This window comes from Nocardia sp. NPDC058176 (genome assembly GCF_042883805.1).
Classification (GTDB): domain Bacteria; phylum Actinomycetota; class Actinomycetes; order Mycobacteriales; family Mycobacteriaceae; genus Nocardia.
Genome location: NZ_JBHVVA010000001.1, coordinates 1,023,564 through 1,039,914, shown reverse-complemented (window position 1 = coordinate 1,039,914; position 16,351 = coordinate 1,023,564). Strand labels below are relative to the sequence as shown.

Annotated in this window: 15 protein-coding genes and 1 riboswitch; of the genes, 7 read left to right on the top strand and 8 right to left on the bottom strand. The window is 69.3% G+C overall.

All coding sequences use genetic code 11. The features are described from left to right. Positions 1-26 precede the first annotated feature (26 nt). Positions 27-638 carry a TetR/AcrR family transcriptional regulator gene (locus ACFVVM_RS04965; RefSeq protein ID WP_387613024.1) on the top strand — a complete coding sequence of 204 codons (612 nt, stop codon included), beginning with the start codon at positions 27-29 and terminating at the stop codon, positions 636-638. 22 nt (positions 639-660) lie between these two features. Here the strand turns inward: ACFVVM_RS04965 and gcvP are convergent, their stop codons facing one another. The 7 genes from gcvP to ACFVVM_RS04930 all read right to left on the bottom strand — a co-directional run bounded on the left by gcvP (position 661) and on the right by ACFVVM_RS04930 (position 7,894). Beyond that, positions 661-3,471, bottom strand: a complete 2,811-nt coding sequence (gene gcvP, locus ACFVVM_RS04960) for an aminomethyl-transferring glycine dehydrogenase (RefSeq protein WP_387613023.1) — start codon at positions 3,469-3,471, stop codon at positions 661-663. Between the two features lie 161 nt (positions 3,472-3,632). Then, positions 3,633-3,732: riboswitch (glycine riboswitch) on the bottom strand. A gap of 211 nt (positions 3,733-3,943) precedes the next feature. Beyond that, positions 3,944-4,501 carry a MerR family transcriptional regulator gene (locus tag ACFVVM_RS04955; RefSeq protein WP_387613021.1) on the bottom strand — a complete coding sequence of 186 codons (558 nt, stop codon included), beginning with the start codon at positions 4,499-4,501 and terminating at the stop codon, positions 3,944-3,946. Positions 4,502-4,669: 168 nt separating this feature from the next. Further along, a complete protein-coding gene (locus tag ACFVVM_RS04950) occupies positions 4,670-5,143 on the bottom strand; it encodes a bifunctional nuclease family protein (RefSeq protein WP_387613020.1) in 474 nt (157 codons plus the stop codon). Positions 5,144-5,300: 157 nt separating this feature from the next. Next, on the bottom strand, positions 5,301-6,083 hold the full coding sequence (locus tag ACFVVM_RS04945) for a MerR family transcriptional regulator (protein ID WP_387613018.1): 783 nt from the start codon (positions 6,081-6,083) through the stop codon (positions 5,301-5,303). Positions 6,084-6,153: 70 nt separating this feature from the next. Next, positions 6,154-6,639: an FHA domain-containing protein gene (locus tag ACFVVM_RS04940; RefSeq protein ID WP_110041099.1), complete on the bottom strand. Its 486-nt coding sequence runs from the start codon at positions 6,637-6,639 to the stop codon at positions 6,154-6,156. Positions 6,640-6,817: 178 nt separating this feature from the next. Further along, the gene (gene gcvH / locus ACFVVM_RS04935; protein WP_387613016.1) at positions 6,818-7,216 is read right to left on the bottom strand and encodes a glycine cleavage system protein GcvH; all 399 of its coding nucleotides are present in this window, start codon (positions 7,214-7,216) and stop codon (positions 6,818-6,820) included. A 42-nt stretch (positions 7,217-7,258) separates the two neighbouring features. Then, entirely contained in the window at positions 7,259-7,894 is a 636-nt protein-coding gene (locus ACFVVM_RS04930) for a CDP-alcohol phosphatidyltransferase family protein (protein WP_387613015.1), read from the bottom strand. Positions 7,895-8,027: 133 nt separating this feature from the next. On the opposite strand from ACFVVM_RS04930, the gene ACFVVM_RS04925 reads away from it, so the two are divergent. From ACFVVM_RS04925 to ACFVVM_RS04915, 3 genes are all read left to right on the top strand, one after another. Beyond that, entirely contained in the window at positions 8,028-9,425 is a 1,398-nt protein-coding gene (locus ACFVVM_RS04925; RefSeq protein WP_387613013.1) for a DUF2252 domain-containing protein, read from the top strand. 100 nt (positions 9,426-9,525) lie between these two features. After that, positions 9,526-10,416, top strand: coding sequence for an NERD domain-containing protein (locus ACFVVM_RS04920; RefSeq protein ID WP_387613012.1), 891 nt, complete (start codon positions 9,526-9,528; stop codon positions 10,414-10,416). A gap of 43 nt (positions 10,417-10,459) precedes the next feature. Beyond that, entirely contained in the window at positions 10,460-11,083 is a 624-nt protein-coding gene (locus ACFVVM_RS04915) for a phosphatase PAP2 family protein (protein ID WP_387613010.1), read from the top strand. A gap of 25 nt (positions 11,084-11,108) precedes the next feature. On the opposite strand, the gene ACFVVM_RS04910 is transcribed toward ACFVVM_RS04915, so the two are convergent. Continuing rightward, entirely contained in the window at positions 11,109-13,040 is a 1,932-nt protein-coding gene (locus ACFVVM_RS04910; RefSeq protein WP_387613009.1) for an acyl-CoA dehydrogenase, read from the bottom strand. Positions 13,041-13,141: 101 nt separating this feature from the next. Here ACFVVM_RS04910 and ACFVVM_RS04905 point away from each other — a divergent pair, with 101 nt between their 5' ends. From ACFVVM_RS04905 to ACFVVM_RS04895, 3 genes are read left to right on the top strand one after another with little or no spacing between them, the layout of a single operon-like run. Beyond that, positions 13,142-13,789 (top strand): TetR family transcriptional regulator, encoded by a 648-nt coding sequence (locus ACFVVM_RS04905; protein WP_387613008.1) that lies wholly within the window; start codon positions 13,142-13,144, stop codon positions 13,787-13,789. A gap of 3 nt (positions 13,790-13,792) precedes the next feature. Beyond that, entirely contained in the window at positions 13,793-14,716 is a 924-nt protein-coding gene (locus ACFVVM_RS04900) for an ATP-binding cassette domain-containing protein (protein WP_387613007.1), read from the top strand. Further along, positions 14,713-16,344: an ABC transporter permease gene (locus tag ACFVVM_RS04895; RefSeq protein WP_387613005.1), complete on the top strand. Its 1,632-nt coding sequence runs from the start codon at positions 14,713-14,715 to the stop codon at positions 16,342-16,344. Before ACFVVM_RS04900 ends, ACFVVM_RS04895 begins: the two co-directional genes overlap by 4 nt. Positions 16,345-16,351 lie beyond the last annotated feature (7 nt).

Sequence of the window (16,351 nt, the reverse complement as noted above, 5' to 3'; positions counted from 1 at the left end):
ACCAACTAACGCAACAGGAGTTGTTTTTGGAACCGCAACGTCGACCCGGCGGCCGCAGTGCCAGGGTCAGGGAGGCGGTCCTCGACGCGACGACCGCCGAACTCGCCGAACACGGCTACCCGGCGCTGACCGTGGAGGCCGTCGCCCAGCGCGCCGGTGTGCACAAGACCACCGTCTACCGCCGCTGGCGCAGCCCCGAGGGACTCGTCGCCGACGCACTCGACCGCGCCGCCGAACAGTCGTGGCCGATTCCCGACACCGGAACGCTCACCGACGACCTCCGCACCCTGACCGAACTCCTGCGCACCGGCTTCACCGCCCCCGAGTCGGCCCCGGTCGCGACCGCTTTCGTCGCCGCAGGCATGCACCATCCCGAGGCCGCCGCGGCACTGCGCACCTTCTACGCCGCCCGGCATCGCGAGGCCGCCGTGATCATCGATCGCGCCGTCGCCCGCGGCGAACTCGAACCCGGCCTCGCTGCCGTCGAGATCATCCGGTTCGCGGTGGCACCGCTGTTCCACCGCTTGTTCATCACCCATGAACCGGTCACCGCCGCGGACGCCGAGCGCGCGGCCGATGCCGCGATCGCGGTGGCCCGCCTGCCCCGGAACACCGAAAAGCCCGGACCACCAAGGTGATCCGGGCCTCGTCGGGGGTGTGTCAGTCGGTGTAGGCGTCCAGCGGCGGGCACGAGCACACCAGGTTGCGGTCACCGAAGGCGCCATCGATGCGACGAACGGGCGGCCACACCTTCGGCCGGGCGTGGCCCAGACCCCGTGGGTAGACGGCGATCTCACGGCTGTAGGGATGATCCCACTCGCCGACCAGGCTGGCCGCGGTGTGCGGCGCGCCGCGCAGCGGATTGTCGGTGACCGGCCAGACGCCCGCCGCCACCTGGTCGATCTCGGCACGAATGGCGATCATCGCGCCGATGAACTCGTCGAGCTCCTCGAGATTCTCGCTCTCGGTGGGCTCCACCATCAGGGTGCCCGCGACCGGGAAGCTCATGGTCGGAGCGTGGAAACCGTAGTCGGCCAAGCGCTTTGCCACATCGTCGACGGTGACGCCGGTCTGCTTGGTGATCTCGCGCAGATCCAGGATGCACTCGTGGGCGACCATGCCGTTCTCGCCGGTGTAGAGCACCGGGAAGTAGGCGTCGAGGCGGCGGGCGATGTAGTTGGCCGAGGCGATGGCGGTCAGCGTCGCCGCGCGCAGGCCCTCGGCGCCCATCATCCGGATGTAGGCCCAGGTGATCGGCAGGATCGAGGCCGAACCGTACTTCGCGGCCGACACCGCGTGCGAGTCGGTGTGCAGCGGATCGCCGGGCAGGTACTGCGCCAGATGCGAGCGCACCGCCACCGGACCCACACCGGGACCGCCGCCGCCGTGCGGGATGCAGAAGGTCTTGTGCAGGTTCAGGTGGCTCACGTCGCCGCCGAAGCGACCCGGACGGGCAAGGCCGACAAGGGCATTGAGGTTCGCGCCGTCGACGTAGACCTGGCCGCCGGCGTCGTGCACCAGCGCGCACAGCTCGGCGACTTCGTGCTCGTACACGCCGTGCGTGGACGGGTAGGTGATCATGATGCAGGCCAGCCGCTCGGCGTGATCGGCGATCTTGGCGCGCAGGTCGTCGAGGTCGACGTCACCGTTGGGACGGCACTTCACGACCTCGACCCGCATGCCGACCATCGCCGCCGACGCCGCGTTGGTGCCGTGCGCGCTGGACGGGATCAGGCAGGTGTCGCGGTGGTCGTCGCCGCGATCGAGGTGGTAGCGCCGGATGGCGAGCAGGCCCGCGTACTCGCCCTGGCTGCCCGCGTTGGGCTGCAGGCTCACCGCGTCGTAGCCGGTGATCTCGGCCAGCCACCGCTCGAGATCCCCGATCAGCGCCAGGATGCCGGGCACGTCCTCGGTGGGCGCGAAGGGGTGCAGCCGGGCGAAACCGGGCCAGGTGATGGCCTCCATCTCGGCGGTCGCGTTGAGCTTCATGGTGCAGGAACCGAGCGGAATCATGCTGCGGTCCAGCGCGATGTCCTTGTCCGAGAGCGAGCGCAGGTAGCGCAGCATGGCGGTCTCGGTGTGGTGGCGGGTGAACGCCGGGTGCGTCAGGTAGTCCGAGGTGCGGGTCTCGATCGAGACCGGCTCGACGACTTCCCCGGCATCGGAAGCCGAAGCGGTGCCGAAGGATTCGACGACCGCGGCCACATGGGTGTCGGTGGTCGCCTCGTCGCAGGCGATCGCGACATGATCGGCATCGACCAGCCGCAGGTTGATGCCCTGCGACTTCGCCTTGGCGACAACGGCTTCCGCGCCACCGGGCACGTGCGCGAGCACGGTGTCGAAGAACGCGCCGTGCACGACGGCGCCACCGAGCCCGGCGGCGATGGCGGCGGCCTGCCCGTGCACCCGGCGCGCGATGGCGCGCAGCCCGTTGGCACCGTGGTAGCTCGCGTACATGGCGGCCACGATGGCCAGCAGCACCTGCGCGGTACAGATGTTGGAGGTGGCCTTCTCCCGGCGGATGTGCTGTTCACGGGTCTGCAGGGCGAGGCGGTAGGCGGGGGCGCCGTCGGCGTCGACCGACACGCCGACCAGGCGGCCCGGCAACTGCCGGGCGAAGGCGGTGCGCACGGCCAGGTAGCCCGCGTGCGGACCACCGAAGCCCATCGGCACGCCGAAACGCTGGGTGGTGCCGAAACACACATCGGCACCCTGCTCGCCGGGCGGAGTGATCAGGGTCAGCGCCAGCAGGTCGGCACCGGCGGCGACCAGCGCGCCACGCTCGTGCGCGGCGGTGAACAGTGCGGTCCAGTCGACGATGCGGCCCGAAGCGCCGGGCGTCTGCACCAGCACGCCGAAGAACTCGCCCTCGGGCAGCACACCGGTCGACAGATCGGCTTCCACGATCTCGATGCCCAGCGGCTCGGCCCTGGTGGCGAGGATGGTCTTGGTCTGCGGGAACAGATCGACGTCGATGAGCAGCCGGGCCGACTTGGACTTGCCCGCCCGGCGCAGCAGCGTCATGGCCTCGGCCGCGGCGGTCGCCTCGTCGAGCATCGACGCGTTGGCCACGTCCATACCGGTCAGGTCCGACACCATGGTCTGGAAGTTGAGCAGCGCCTCGAGGCGGCCCTGGCTGATCTCGGGCTGGTACGGGGTGTAGGCGGTGTACCAGGCCGGATTCTCCAGCAGATTGCGCACGAGCACCGGCGGGGTGAGCGTGTCGTAGTAGCCGAGGCCGATCATCGAGGTGGCCACGGTGTTGGCGGCGGCGAGGGCGGCCAGCTCGGCGAGCACCTCGTGCTCGGAGGCGGGCGCGGGCAGGGCGCCGAGGCCGGACTCGTCGAGGATCGTGGCGGGCAGCGCCGTGGTCGCGAGCGCGTCGAGGGACTCGACGCCGACGGTCGCGAGGATCCGGGCGAGTTCGTCGGAATCGGGTCCGATGTGGCGGTCGGCGAACGAACGGGTCACGGCAGCTCCAGGTCGGGCGGGTCGACCTCGTGGTCGACGGGTACCAGCCCTCCCCCTCTGTCTGTGCGCCTGAGAGATTCGGTGACCCGGCCGACGTACGGCGGCCGCGTCCCTTTCCCCGTGGGCGGGCAGCCGGATGCCACCGCTTTCCAGAGGCGTCGAATCATCGCGCGGTCCCTGTTGCCTGAGAGATTGACGGGGAGGTGCTGCTCCTTCGGCGCCCGGACCCTCACGGCTCCAGGACTCTCCCGCACGACGGCGACGCACCTTCGAGTCTAGAACGAGCAAACCCCCGGCCGCGCCACCAGGGGCACGCCGGGGGTGTAGTGCTCATCACTGTTCCGCCTCCCCGAGTATTCGGGCCAGACCGAGGTGCCGGGAGACACCCTTCGGCGGCAAGACCTGGGATCGTGGGCGGGTTCGCTCGTACCCGGTGAGTTACCCATGTACTTGCGAGATCGCACGGTTCTGACTATCCGGTCTTACGGTTCTCCCTGGCCTTACGCCGATAGGACAGTTCGTCCTCCGGGCGATCGGTGATCGCCGTCGCCCGCTCGGCGGGGAAATCGGCGATCGCGCCGGTCAGTTCTCGCATGGCGCCGCTGACCGCGATTCCGAAGACGCCCTGCCCGCCCTGCAGTAAATCGACTACCTCCTCGGGCGAGGTGCACTCGTACACCGAGGTTCCATCGGAGAACAGCGTGATCCCGGCCAGATCCGGCACGCCGCGGCTGCGCAGATGATCGACGGCGATCCGAATGTTCTGTAAAGAGATGCCCGCGTCCAGCAGCCGTTTCACGATCTTGAGGACAAGGATGTCCTTGAACGAGTACAGCCGCTGACTCCCCGACCCCGCCGCGCCTCTTATGGACGGCACGACCAGCCCGGTCCGGGCCCAGTAGTCGAGTTGACGGTAGGTGATTCCCGCGACCTGACACGCACTGGGCACCCGGTAGCCGACCAGATCGTCCGGCACCGAGTCGTCCGGGAACAAGCCAGGCTGAACCACATCCTGCGTTTGCTCTTCCACTGACCGCTCCTTGCTCTGCCGACGTTCGCTGGCCCCACAGTCACGACGGATGTTGCCCGACTTTCGAGGTTACTCCTGCCATTGTCGGACGAGCACTGTCGTCACACCAAGCACCACGGACGGCGATTCCCTCGACCTCTACTTCAGGTATAGAAGATCGCCGGTAGATCAGCTGTCGGTGGCCTTGAAATCGTCGGGTGAGACCGACTCCAGGAACTCCTTGAACTTCTCGACCTCGTCCTCGCGCTCGTCGGGCATCACCAGCCCCGCCTCCACGAGGACCGGTTCCTCCGCGTAGATCGGGCACCCGACGCGCAAGGCGATCGCCACCGAGTCGGAGGGCCGCGCGGAGACCCTGAGGTCTCCCTCGAAGACCAGATCGGCGTAGAAGGTGCCCTCCTGCAGATCCACGATCCGCACTTCCTTGAGGGTGTGCCCGAGTTCGGTGATCAGAATCTTGATCAGATCGTGAGTGAGCGGACGGATCGGGGTGACCCCCTCCTGCTCGAGCACGATCGCGGTGGCCTCGGCCTGCCCGATCCAGATCGGCAGGTACCGCTCACCGTCGGCCTCCCGCAGCAGCAGCACGGGCTGGTTCTGTGGCTGCTCGACACGGATGCCGATCACGCGCATCTCGCTCATGCTCTGTCCTGCCTCCCATACTCGCCGCCGGCCCGGCACGACCCCTGCCCAGCTCGACGTACCACGAGTCTAGGCGAATTCCCGGCCGGGCAAGGATGACGTTTCCGCCCAAATCGGTGTGTTGCCGGGGTTATACCGAATCACCCGCCCGGGAGTGTCAGCCGCCGAGCGCGGTGCGCACCGCGGCTTTCACCAGTGCCGCGTGCAGGTTCAGCGACAGTGCCGCGAGTTCGCGGACGGTCTCCTCGGCCCTGGCGCGCGCGTCGGCGTCGCGGCTCTTGGCGATCGGCGCGGCGATCTGGGCAACCAGCGCCGCCTCCCGGTCGGCGGCCAGTTTGAACGCGCGCAGGTGCCTGGCCTCCAGCCCGAACTCGGCCATCGACTTGGCCGCACGGGCCAGGGTCACCGCATCGGACTCGAAGAACCCGCCCGCGCCGGGGACGATGAGTCCCGCGCGCAGCAGATCGTCGAGGAAACGGTCGTCGATCTCGGCCTTGGCGAGCACATCGGCCCTGGTGAGCCGCACGCCCACCTCGACGCGCAATTCCTCGGGAGTGATCTCGCCCGGCACGACACCGAGCCTGCGCGGTGCGGCGGGCGCCGCGTCCTCGGTACCGGCGCCCGCGGAGCCGGACCGCTGTCCGGACTCCGCGGCGCCACGGTGGTGGGCGCGGGCGCGCGCTTCACGCACACCCAGCGTCGCCGCACCGCTGTCGATCGCTTCCAACTGCTCCTTGATCACCTTCAGCGGCAGGTACTGATCGCGTTGCGCGGTCAGGACGAAGCGCAGCCGCTCGTAGTCGGCAACAGAAAACCGCCGGTATCCCGACGGCGTTCGTTCCGGCCGGATCAGGCCCTCGGATTCGAGGAACCGGATCTTGGAGATGGTGATGTCAGGAAAATCAGGTCGCAGCAGGTCGAGAACGGAGCCGATCGACATCCCTCCGCGCGCCCACTGCGCCGCTCCCGTCACAGCACTGTGCCCTTCGCGGACACCAGCACCGTAGGGGTCATCGCGACCCCGCGCCCGACGCCGATTCGTTCGCCTGGGCGCGCGGACCGGTCAGGAAGACCAGCCGGAACTTGCCGATCTGGACCTCGTCGCCGTTCTGCAGCTCCGAGGAGTCCACCGGCTCCCGGTTGACGTAGGTGCCGTTGAGGCTGCCCACATCGACGACCTGGAACGAGTCGTCGTCCTGACGGAACTCCGCGTGCCGACGGCTGACGGTGACGTCGTCGAGAAAGATGTCACTGTCGGGATGGCGACCGGCCGAGGTGGTCGGCTGATCCAGCAGAAAACGCGAGCCCGCGTTCGGGCCACGCTTGACCACCAGGAGGGCCGCGCCGACCGGCAGGCCCTCGACGCCCTGCACCGGCTGTTCGCCGGTCGGCTCTCCGGAGCGCGACGCGTCGACCTCGTTGAGGAAGTCCGCGCGGAAGACCGATGTCGTCTCGGCCGCGGTCTCCCCGTAACCCGGGTCCCTGTTCTCGCTCACCGTTTCTCTCCTCCTCGAACCTGATTATCCATGCAAGCAGGTGCTGTATTCGGCGACACGACCGGCGCGATCACATCGCCAGGATAAAGATCCCGGCGTCGATTCCCCGACGTATCCGCTTGGCTTTGACCGTACCCTGCCGGGGCGCACCCGTGCAGGGAGAACTGTGAAGGCTGACTCAGCCCCCGATAACTCCTTGATAACCCGCCGCATCCAGCAGTTCACCGAGGGCGGAATCGAGCGCCGACTCGTCGTCGAAGGCGAGGTCGAACAGCCATCCTTCGTTGTAGGGATCGGTGTTGAGCGTCTCCGGCGACTGCACCAGATCCTCGTTCACCGCAACGACTTTCCCCTTCAGCGGAGCGTAGATGTCGGACACGCTCTTGGTCGACTCGACCTCGGCGATGCTCTCGCCCGCGGTCACGTCCTTGTCGACCTCGGGCAGCTGCACGAACACCACGTCACCGAGCTGTGACTGGGCGTAGTCGGTGATACCGACACGGACCGCCGTCGGTCCGGTCCGCCGCACCCATTCGTGCTCCTCGGTGTAGTGCAGATCCTCGGGGGTCCGGGTCACAGGACGTCCTTTCGTCGTCAACGTTGCGCGTAACAGTATCGACTAGCTCCCGCGGTGCGGCACAGGCGGTATCGATCGGGCCACGGCGACCGCCAGCCCCGCGTAGAGCAGCCCCGTCCACACGTACAGTGCGGTGCCCCAGATCAGCAGTGCCCAGCCGAACGCCCAGCCGAATCCGGCCCCGGCCCAGTCCATTTCCCCGGTGAGGATCCAGGGCAGCGCCGACATCAACGCGAAGGTGGCGGCTTTACCCAGGTAGATCACGGTCGGGGCGGGCAGATCACGGCGTTTGTACACCGACAGCGTGGCGGTCAACACCAGGTCACGGCCGATCAGGATCACCGCGATCCACCACGGGATCAGGCCGCGCGCGACGAACGCCACCAGGGTTGTCACCAGATACAACCGGTCGACGAGCGGGTCGAGCAGCGCGCCGAGGCGGGAGGCCTGGTCGAGGATCCTGGCGAGTTTGCCGTCGAGGAAATCGGTGATGCCGCTGGCGATCAGCAGGGTGAAGGCCCAGCCGTCGGCGTGGCGTACCAGCAGCAGCCAGAGGAACACCGGGATGCCGATCAGGCGGAACATACTGAGCACATTGGGCACGGTCAGGATGCGGTCGCTGAACACGCCACCGGTTTCGGTGTCGTGCGTGCCCGGCGTTCCCGATTCGGTTGCCACGCCCCTGCTTACCGCACCGACCCCGGGTTGCGCCATCCGGCCACGCCGAAACGCCCCCGGCGGCGTCCGCATCGGGCCTGGTCGGCGCCGACCGGGCTGCCGCCGGAGCACCGAGCCGCTAACCTCGGCAGTCGTGTCCGACAGTGGTATCGATCTGCGCTCCTACGTCTCCGCCGAGGATGCCCGTGAGCGCGGTCGCGCCGCGCGTGAACGGGTTCCGGTCACCGCGCGCGATCGGGCCGCGCACAGCCCGGATCGGCCCTCGGTTCTCGACTTCGTCGAGACCAGTAACCGGGGCCGGATCGACCGGCTCGTGCCGCTGCGCATCGGCCGGATGACGGCGACCCCGTTCACCTTCTTCCGCGGCGCCGCCGGGCTGATGGCCGCCGACCTCGCCGCGGGTCCGGTCAGCGGTTTGCTCGCGCAGATCTGTGGCGATGCTCACGCCGCCAACTTCGGTCTCTACGGCACCCAGCGCGGTGAGATCGTCATGGATGTCAACGATTTCGACGAGACGGTCGTCGGCCCGTGGGAGTGGGACCTGGAACGGCTCGCGGCGAGCCTGATCCTGGCCGGGCGGGAGAGCGGTGCCGACGAGGACGACTGCGTCCGCGCCGCGCGCGATGCCGCCCGGTCCTACCGGCACACCGTCGACGAACTCGCCACGATGCCGTTCATGCAGTCCTGGCACGGGCTGCACGACGAGTCGATCCTGGCCACCGCCAAGGCCGAGGACCTGCTCGACGACTTCGCGAAGGCCGCCAAGAAGGCCCGCAAGAACACCAGCGCCAAGGTGGTGGCGAAATGGACCGAGCATCTGGAGGACCACGAGACCGGGATCAGCGAGCACCGGTTCGTCAGTGATCCGCCGATCCTCACCGCCGTCGACGCGCGGGTCGCGGAGGCGGTGATCGACGGCCTGGAACGCTACGCGGGCACCGTCCGGGAGTCGCGGCGCAATCTGCTGGCCCGGTTCGCGGTCTCGGATGTGGCGTTCCGGATCGTCGGCACCGGCAGCGTGGGGCTGCACAGCTATGTGGCGCTGCTGCACGGCAACGACGGCGAGTCGCTGGTGCTCCAGATCAAACAGGCGACCCCGTCCGCGCTGGCGCCGTTCCTGCCCGCGACGGCGCCGCGGCACGAGGGCGAGCGCATCGTGGCCGGCGCGCGGACGGTGCAGTCCGAGACCGACATCCTGCTCGGCTGGACCACCGTCGAGCTGGCCGAGCCGCTGCCGTTCATCGTGCGCCAGTTCCGCAATCTCAAGGGCAGTATCGACCCGGCCGGGCTCTCCGCTGACGACCTCGACGACTACGGCAGACTGGCCGGTGCGCTGCTCGCCAGGGCGCACGCGCGGTCGCTGGACCCGAGGGCGCTGGCGGGCTATCTCCAGACCGACGGCGCCGAGGACGACCGGTTCGAGGCGGCGATCGCCCGGTACGCCGTGCGGTACGCCGATCGCACCGAGGCCGATCACGCCGAGCTGGTCGCGGCCGTGGCGGCGGGTCGGCTGCCCGCCGAGCCGAGCTGAACACCGGCACCGTCCTGCCCGGCATCGACCGGCGAGCGAGCTACGATGTACGCCAACGGTTCTCGGCCCGCGGCGCCAACGACCCAGAAGGGTGGTCCCCATGCTCGTGCGCGTGCAGAATGCGGCAGGCACCGAAGCCGAGCTCGCACTGTTGGATTGGCTGCGCACCTGGCGGGAGCCGGGCAATCCGCACGGCATCGCCGTCGTCAACTGCAGCATGTTCCATGCCGACCGGCTGCACCACTTCGACGCCGTGGTCTTCACCCCCACCAGCTGCGTGGTGATCGAGGCGGAGTTGTTCGCCGTGCCCCAGGACGGTGTGCTCGAGATCCCGCTCAACGGACCGTGGATGGTCTCCGGCGAGATCGCCCAGTTCACCGGCACGGAGAAGTCGACGCCGCTGGAGCGCTCGCGCGAGCACACCTTCGCCCTGCAGGACTATCTCGCCGCGCGCGGGCTGGGCCAGCGCGCGGTGCACGGGCTCGGTCTCATCGTGCCGATGCCGGAGGCCCAGATCGACGTCCACCAGGAGTGGACCGATCCCAGCTTCGACGTGATCGTCACCGACGATCCGCACCGGCTCGAGATGTACTTCGAGATGCTGTCCAAGAAGGACCACAACCGCTGGACGGCCAACGACATCGCGATCGTGTTCCGCGGCATGGGCATCCTGCCGTACCTGCCGGGTCCGCAGGACCTGCTCGACGAGGGGTTCTTCGGCCCGATCGATGTGACGCTGTGGCACGGCGGCCCCAGCCAGGCCCAGGCCGAGGCCTATGCCGAGGATCTGGCCCGGCGCGAGCGCGAAGCGCAGTCGAGCGGACTGGTTGCGCCGTGGTACAGCCCGTGGAAGCTCTACCCGCGCGTCGGCGGCGATCTCCATTTCGGTCGAGCGTTCCTGCGGATCACCCTCGCCCTCGGCATGATCGTCGCCATGGCGTGGGTGCTGTGGATCCTGGTCTCCGTAGTGCTCACCTACGGCCCCGCCTGAGCTGTCGGCACCGGCCGAGGGGCCGACAGCTATCGTCGCGTCCGTGACCGACCCCGCGACGCGTTCCGCCACCGCCCTGCGCGCCACGGTGATCGGCGGGGGCGCCGTGGTCACCGCCGCGATCCCGCTGGCCTTCCCCGTCGACGGTGGCCCGACCGATCTCGACACGGCGATGTCGACACGGATCGAGGAGACGGTCTCCCCCACGCTCGGACAGTGGCTCGTCGCCCCGAGCAACACTCCGGTGGTGCTGGTCGCACTGATCGCGGCGTGCGCCTGGTTCGCCCTGCACCGGCGGTGGTGGGCGGCGGTGACGATGCTGGTCGTGCCCGAGGTCGCGGTGGCGATCAACACCTGGGTGCTGAAACCGCTGTGGGCGCGCGAGCTCCACGACTACCTCGCGTACCCGAGTGGGCACACCGTCCACATGGTCGCTGTCGCAACGACTTTCGCCTGCCTCGTGCGAGATCTCCGCGCACGGTGCGTGATCGGCGCCCTGACCGTGCTCGCCCTGCTGGCGATCGTCGTCGGCATGGTCGAACGCGGCTACCACCACCCCACCGATGTACTCGGCGGCGCCGCGGCGGGAGTCTCGCTGGCCGTCGCACTGTGCTGGATCTCGCAAATGCTCCGGACACGCGAACGCCGCGCCGGCTCGTCGAGGTGACGAGCCGACGCGGCGAACATGAGAGCTACCGGCGGTCGAAAACGCTGGCGTCGTGCAGCATTTCGGCGCGCAGCATGTTCTCGGGCACGCCCATCGCCTCGACCAGGGTCGGTGCGTCGGCGCGCAGGCGGTCGACGAGCTCGTTCACGCCGCGGCGCACGGCCTTGGCCCGCTCCACCGACATGAACCGGTGCATGATGAACCAGGCCAGGTTCTCTTCGAGGGTGGCGTACACGTAGAGATCGCAGACGGATTCGGCCAGCGCCTTGGCATCGGGGTCCTCGATGGCGGCGATGCCATCCACGAATTCCTCGAGCACCAGCCGGTCGATGTGCGCGCCGCCGGCGGCCAGGATGTGGTCCTGGGCGTTGTTGAACGCCTCGAACGGGCCGGTGTCGGCCGCGCGGGCGCGCAGCCGGTGCGCGGCGGTGCGCAGCAGGTAGTCCTCGCGGTCGGCGAACAGCTGCAGCTGCACCGAGCGCTTGGACAGGTCACCCTCGTCGACGCTCTCGTCGCCGCGGTCGCGCAGGGTCTGGATCAGCTGGCGCACACCGGAACGCTTGCGCACCACGTCACCGGCCATGGTGGCGGCGAACTTCACCCAGCCGAGCGCGTCGAGGTCGCGGACCTCGTCGGAGTACGAGGTGAGCAGTTCCTTCGCCACGAGCTGGGTGAGCACCACGTTGTCACCCTCGAAAGTGGTGAACACGTCGGTGTCGGCCTTGAGGGTGACCAGGCGGTTCTCGGTGAGATAGCCCGCGCCGCCGCAGGCTTCGCGGCACTCCTGGATCGCGCGGGTGGCGTGGCGGGTCTGGGCGACCTTCAGACCGGCGGCCCGCTTCTCCAGCGCGCGCTGGGCGGCCGGGTCGGTCTCGCGCCCGGTCTGCACCAGGTCCATCCGCCGGACGAGATCGTTCTGCGCGAACGACAACGCGAACGACTTCGCGACCAGCGGCAGCAGCCTGCGCTGATGGCTGCGGTAGTCCAGGAGCACGGTCTCCTCGCCGGTGTCGGGATCGGCGAACTGCCTGCGGGCCAGCGCGTAGCGCACGGCGATGCTCAGCGCCACCCGCGCGCCCGCCGCGGCCGCGCCGCCGACGCTGACCCGGCCGCGCACCAGCGTGCCGAGCGTGGTGAAGAAGCGGCGGCTCGGATTCTCGATCTCGGAGCTGTAGGTGCCGTCGGGGTCGACATCGGCGTAGCGGTTGAGCAGGTTCTCCCGCGGAATCCGTACCTGGTCGAAGACGATGCGGCCGTTGTCGACGCCGAGCAGACCGCCCTTGAGGCCGTCGTCGTAGGTGGTCACGCCCGGCAGGTCGGCACCCTGCTCGTCGCGGATCGGCACCAGCAGGCAGTGCACGCCCTTGCTCTCGCCGTTGGTGATCAACTGGGCGAACACCGCGGCGATCCGCGCGTGCACCGCGGCGCCACCGATGTAGTCCTTGCGCGCCGACGGGGTCGGGCTGTGGATGACGAATTCCTGGGTGTCCGCGTCGTAGGTGGCTGTGGTCTCCAGGTTCGCCACGTCGCTGCCGTGCCCGGACTCGGTCATCGCGAAACAGCCGAGCAGGTCCAGCGAGATCAACTGCTTGATGTAGTCACGGTGGCGTTCGGTGCCGAGGTTCTCCACCGCGCCACCGAAAAGTCCCCACTGCACACCGGATTTCACCCACAGCGACAGGTCGGTGTAGGCCAGCATCTCCAGCCCGGTGACCGCGCCGCCCGGGTCGCCGGTGCCGCCGTTCTCCGGCCGGAAACCGCGTTCGGCGTAGCCGAGAGCGGTGATCGCGCGCATCTGGTCGAGCACACGCTCGCGCTGGGCGTGGAAGTCGAGTTCGGGGTCCCCGAAGAACCGGTCTTCGGCGAGCTGGATTCGTGCCTGTTCGCGGACCGCGCGCCAGGGTCCGTCCAGGGCCGCGCGGAGATGTTCTGCCGTCGTCGATGTGCCGGTAGCCATGAACTCGACCATAGCCGGGCGCCGGTCGAACGGGTTGCCGACGAGTCCGACACGACATTTTTCCCCTGGCGCATTAAACACTCGTTCAGTACATTGAACATGTGTACAGCCCATCGCAGACGCCAGCCACCCCGACCGCCGACCTGACCACCGCGGCCAGAATTCGCGAGGCCGCGATCGACCTGTTCGGCGAGCAGGGTTTCGGGGTCGGCGTCCGAGCGATCGCGACGGCGGCGGGCGTGTCACCCGGCCTGGTCAACCATCACTTCGGTTCCAAGGACGGCCTGCGCGCCGCCTGCGATGCCAGGGTGCTCGAGATCATTCGCGACGAGAAGCTGCGCGCCGTCAGCACTCCCGGGCCAGGGGCCATGCTCGCCTCCGTCGCCGACATCGAGCGCTATGCCCCGGTCGCCGCCTATCTGATGCGCAGCTTCCAGGCCGGCGGAGCTCTGGCGGAAGCACTGGTCGAGCACATGGTCGCCGATGCGATCGAGTACCAGCAGGTCGGCGTCGAGTCCGGCCACCTGCGACCCAGCCGCGACCCGGCGGCCAGGGCCAGATACCTCGTGCTCTGCCACATCGGCGCGATGAATCTGGCCCTGCAACTACGCCGGCAACGCGAGGGAGAGCTCGACTACCGCGCCGCGATGCGTGACTTCGCCGACGAGATGCTCATGCCCGCCTTCGAGCTCTACACCTATGGCCTGCTGACCGATTCGACCCTGTACGACACGCTCACCGAGGAGTAGCCGATGCCCGCCCCGACCACCGACCGGATCATCGACGTCCGTGCCCTGCACAAGCGGTTCGGCCGCTTCACCGCCCTGGACGGCCTCGACCTACGCGTGGGTGCGGGCGAGATCCATGGTTTCCTCGGCCCCAACGGGGCGGGCAAGTCGACGACCATCCGCATCCTGCTCGGCGTCCTGCGGGCCGATGGCGGGGAGGCGACGCTGTTAGGCCGCGATCCGTGGTCCGACGCGGTCGCGCTGCACCACCGGATCGCCTATGTGCCGGGCGATGTCACGCTGTGGCCGTCGCTGACCGGCGGGGAGACGATCGACCTGCTCGCCCGCATGCGCGGCGGACTCGACCAGGATCGGCGGACCGAACTGATCGAGCGGTTCGGGCTCGACCCGACGAAGAAGGCACGCACCTACTCCAAGGGCAATCGGCAGAAGGTCGCGCTGGTGTCGGCGTTCTCGGCGACGGCGGACCTGCTGATCCTCGACGAACCGACCTCCGGGCTGGACCCGCTGATGGAACGGATCTTCCAGGAATGCGTCCGCGAGGCGGCTGCGCGCGGGGTGACGGTGCTGCTGTCGAGCCACATCCTCTCCGAGGTCGAGCACCTGTGCGACCGGGTGACGATCATTCGCGCCGGGCGCACCGTCGAATCCGGTTCGCTGGCGCAGCTGCGGCATCTGAGCCGCACGTCGATCACCGCCGAGCTGATCGGTGACCCCGGCGAGGTGGCGTCGTTGCCCGGCGTCGACGATGTCGAGCGCGACGGTTCTACGCTGCGCTGCCAGGTCGACGCCGAGCATCTCGGCACGCTGATCCGCGTGCTCGGTGACGCGGGGGTACGCAGCCTCACCAGCGCGCCACCGACGCTGGAGGAACTGTTCCTGCGGCACTACCACGTCGACGCCGTCGCCGCGGAGGTGCCGGCATGACCACCGTCACCGCCCCTGCTTTCACCGGATCATCCTGGGCGGCAGGCGATTTCGCCGGTACCGGGCAGATGCTGCGCCTGTACCTGCGCCGTGACCGGGTGGTCGCGCCGCTGTGGGCGCTGCTGATCGGGCTGCTGCCCGCGCTACAGGCGGTCTCGATCCGCGGCATGTACGGCAGCCCCGAGCAGCTCGAGCAGCTCGCGGCGACGACCGCGGCGAGCCCCGCGCTGATCGCCATGTACGGCCCGGTCTTCGGCTCCTCGCTCGGCTCCATCGGCACCTGGGAGGCCGGGTCGGCCTACGCGATGATCGCGATCGCCGCGGTCCTCACGGTGATTCGGCACACCAGGGTCGAGGAGGAGACCGGCCGGGCCGAACTGGTGGCCGCCACCAGCATCGGGCGCTTCGCCGGTCTCACCGGCGCGCTGCTGCTCACCGGCGGCGCCGCGCTCGTCGCCGGAATCACCTGCACCGCGGCACTACTCGCCCTCGAGCTCCCGCTGTCGGGCGCGCTCGCCTTCGGTGCGGCACTGGCGGGGTCGGGCATCGTATGGGCCACCGTGGCCGCGGTCGCCGCCCAGCTCAGTACCGGCGCCCGGATCGCGCGCGGCGTCGCCTTCGGTGCGCTCGGCGCCGCGTTCGCGGTGCGCGCGGTCGGCGATGCGGGAAACGGTGTGCTGTCGTGGTTCTCACCGCTGGGCTGGTGCCTGCAGATCCGGCCCTTCGCCGACGAGCGCTGGTGGGTGCTGCTGCCGCTCGGCGCGCTGGCCGTCGGCGCGACGCTGCTCGCCTATCGACTGCGGCGCACCCGCGATCTGGGTGCGGGCCTGCTGGCCGAGCGACCGGGACCGCCCGCGGCGAGCCCGGCGCTGTCGGGTCCGGTGGGTCTGGCCTGGCGGCTCCAGCGCGGGTCGCTGCTCGGCTGGACGGTCGGGTTCGGCCTGTACGGCCTGCTGATCGGCGGCGCGGTGAACAGCGTCGGCTCGATGCTCGACGACAGCGGCTCGCTGCGCGATGTGGTGACCTCGATCGGCGGTTCGGCGGATCTGGAGAAGTCGTTCATCGCCTACGCGATCACCGTCCTCGGCGCCGCCGCGGCCGCCTACTCGGTGTCGGCGGTTCTGCGCCTGCACGAGGAGGAGACGACCGGCCGGGCCGAGTCGGTGCTGGCGACCGCGGTCGGCCGGGTGCGCTTCGCCGCGAGCCACCTGCTGTTCGCGATCGTGGGTCCGGCCGTGGCCCTGCTGGTCTCGGGCACCGCGATCGGGGTGGTCTGGGGCGCGACCGACGGCGATCTCCCGAACAAACTCGGCGAATCGCTCGCCGGGGCCGCCGTGCAGCTGCCCGCGGTCTGGGTGATCACCGCGCTCGCGGTCCTGCTCTACGGGTTCGTGCCCGCCTACACACCCCTGGCCTGGGGCGTGCTGAGCGCCACGATCGTGATCTTCCTGTTCGGCTCGCTGGGCGGCCTGCCGCAATGGGTGCTCGACCTGGTCCCGTTCGTGCACCCGCCGAAACTGCCCGGCGGGGCCTTCGACCTCGTCCCGATCCTCTGGCTCACCGCCATCGCGCTCACCGGCATCGTGCTCGGTCTGGCCGCGTTCCGGCGTCGCGATCTGCGTCAGTAGGTGCGGC

Coding starts and splice junctions, on each gene's coding strand:
- ACFVVM_RS04950 (WP_387613020.1), bottom strand. CDS start 5,143: ATGAGCGAGATGCGCGTGATCGGCATCCGTGTCGAGCAGCCACAGAAC.
- ACFVVM_RS04945 (WP_387613018.1), bottom strand. CDS start 6,083: ATGTCGATCGGCTCCGTTCTCGACCTGCTGCGACCTGATTTTCCTGAC.
- ACFVVM_RS04920 (WP_387613012.1), top strand. CDS start 9,526: ATGCTCGTGCGCGTGCAGAATGCGGCAGGCACCGAAGCCGAGCTCGCA.
- ACFVVM_RS04910 (WP_387613009.1), bottom strand. CDS start 13,040: ATGGCTACCGGCACATCGACGACGGCAGAACATCTCCGCGCGGCCCTG.
- ACFVVM_RS04900 (WP_387613007.1), top strand. CDS start 13,793: ATGCCCGCCCCGACCACCGACCGGATCATCGACGTCCGTGCCCTGCAC.
- ACFVVM_RS04895 (WP_387613005.1), top strand. CDS start 14,713: ATGACCACCGTCACCGCCCCTGCTTTCACCGGATCATCCTGGGCGGCA.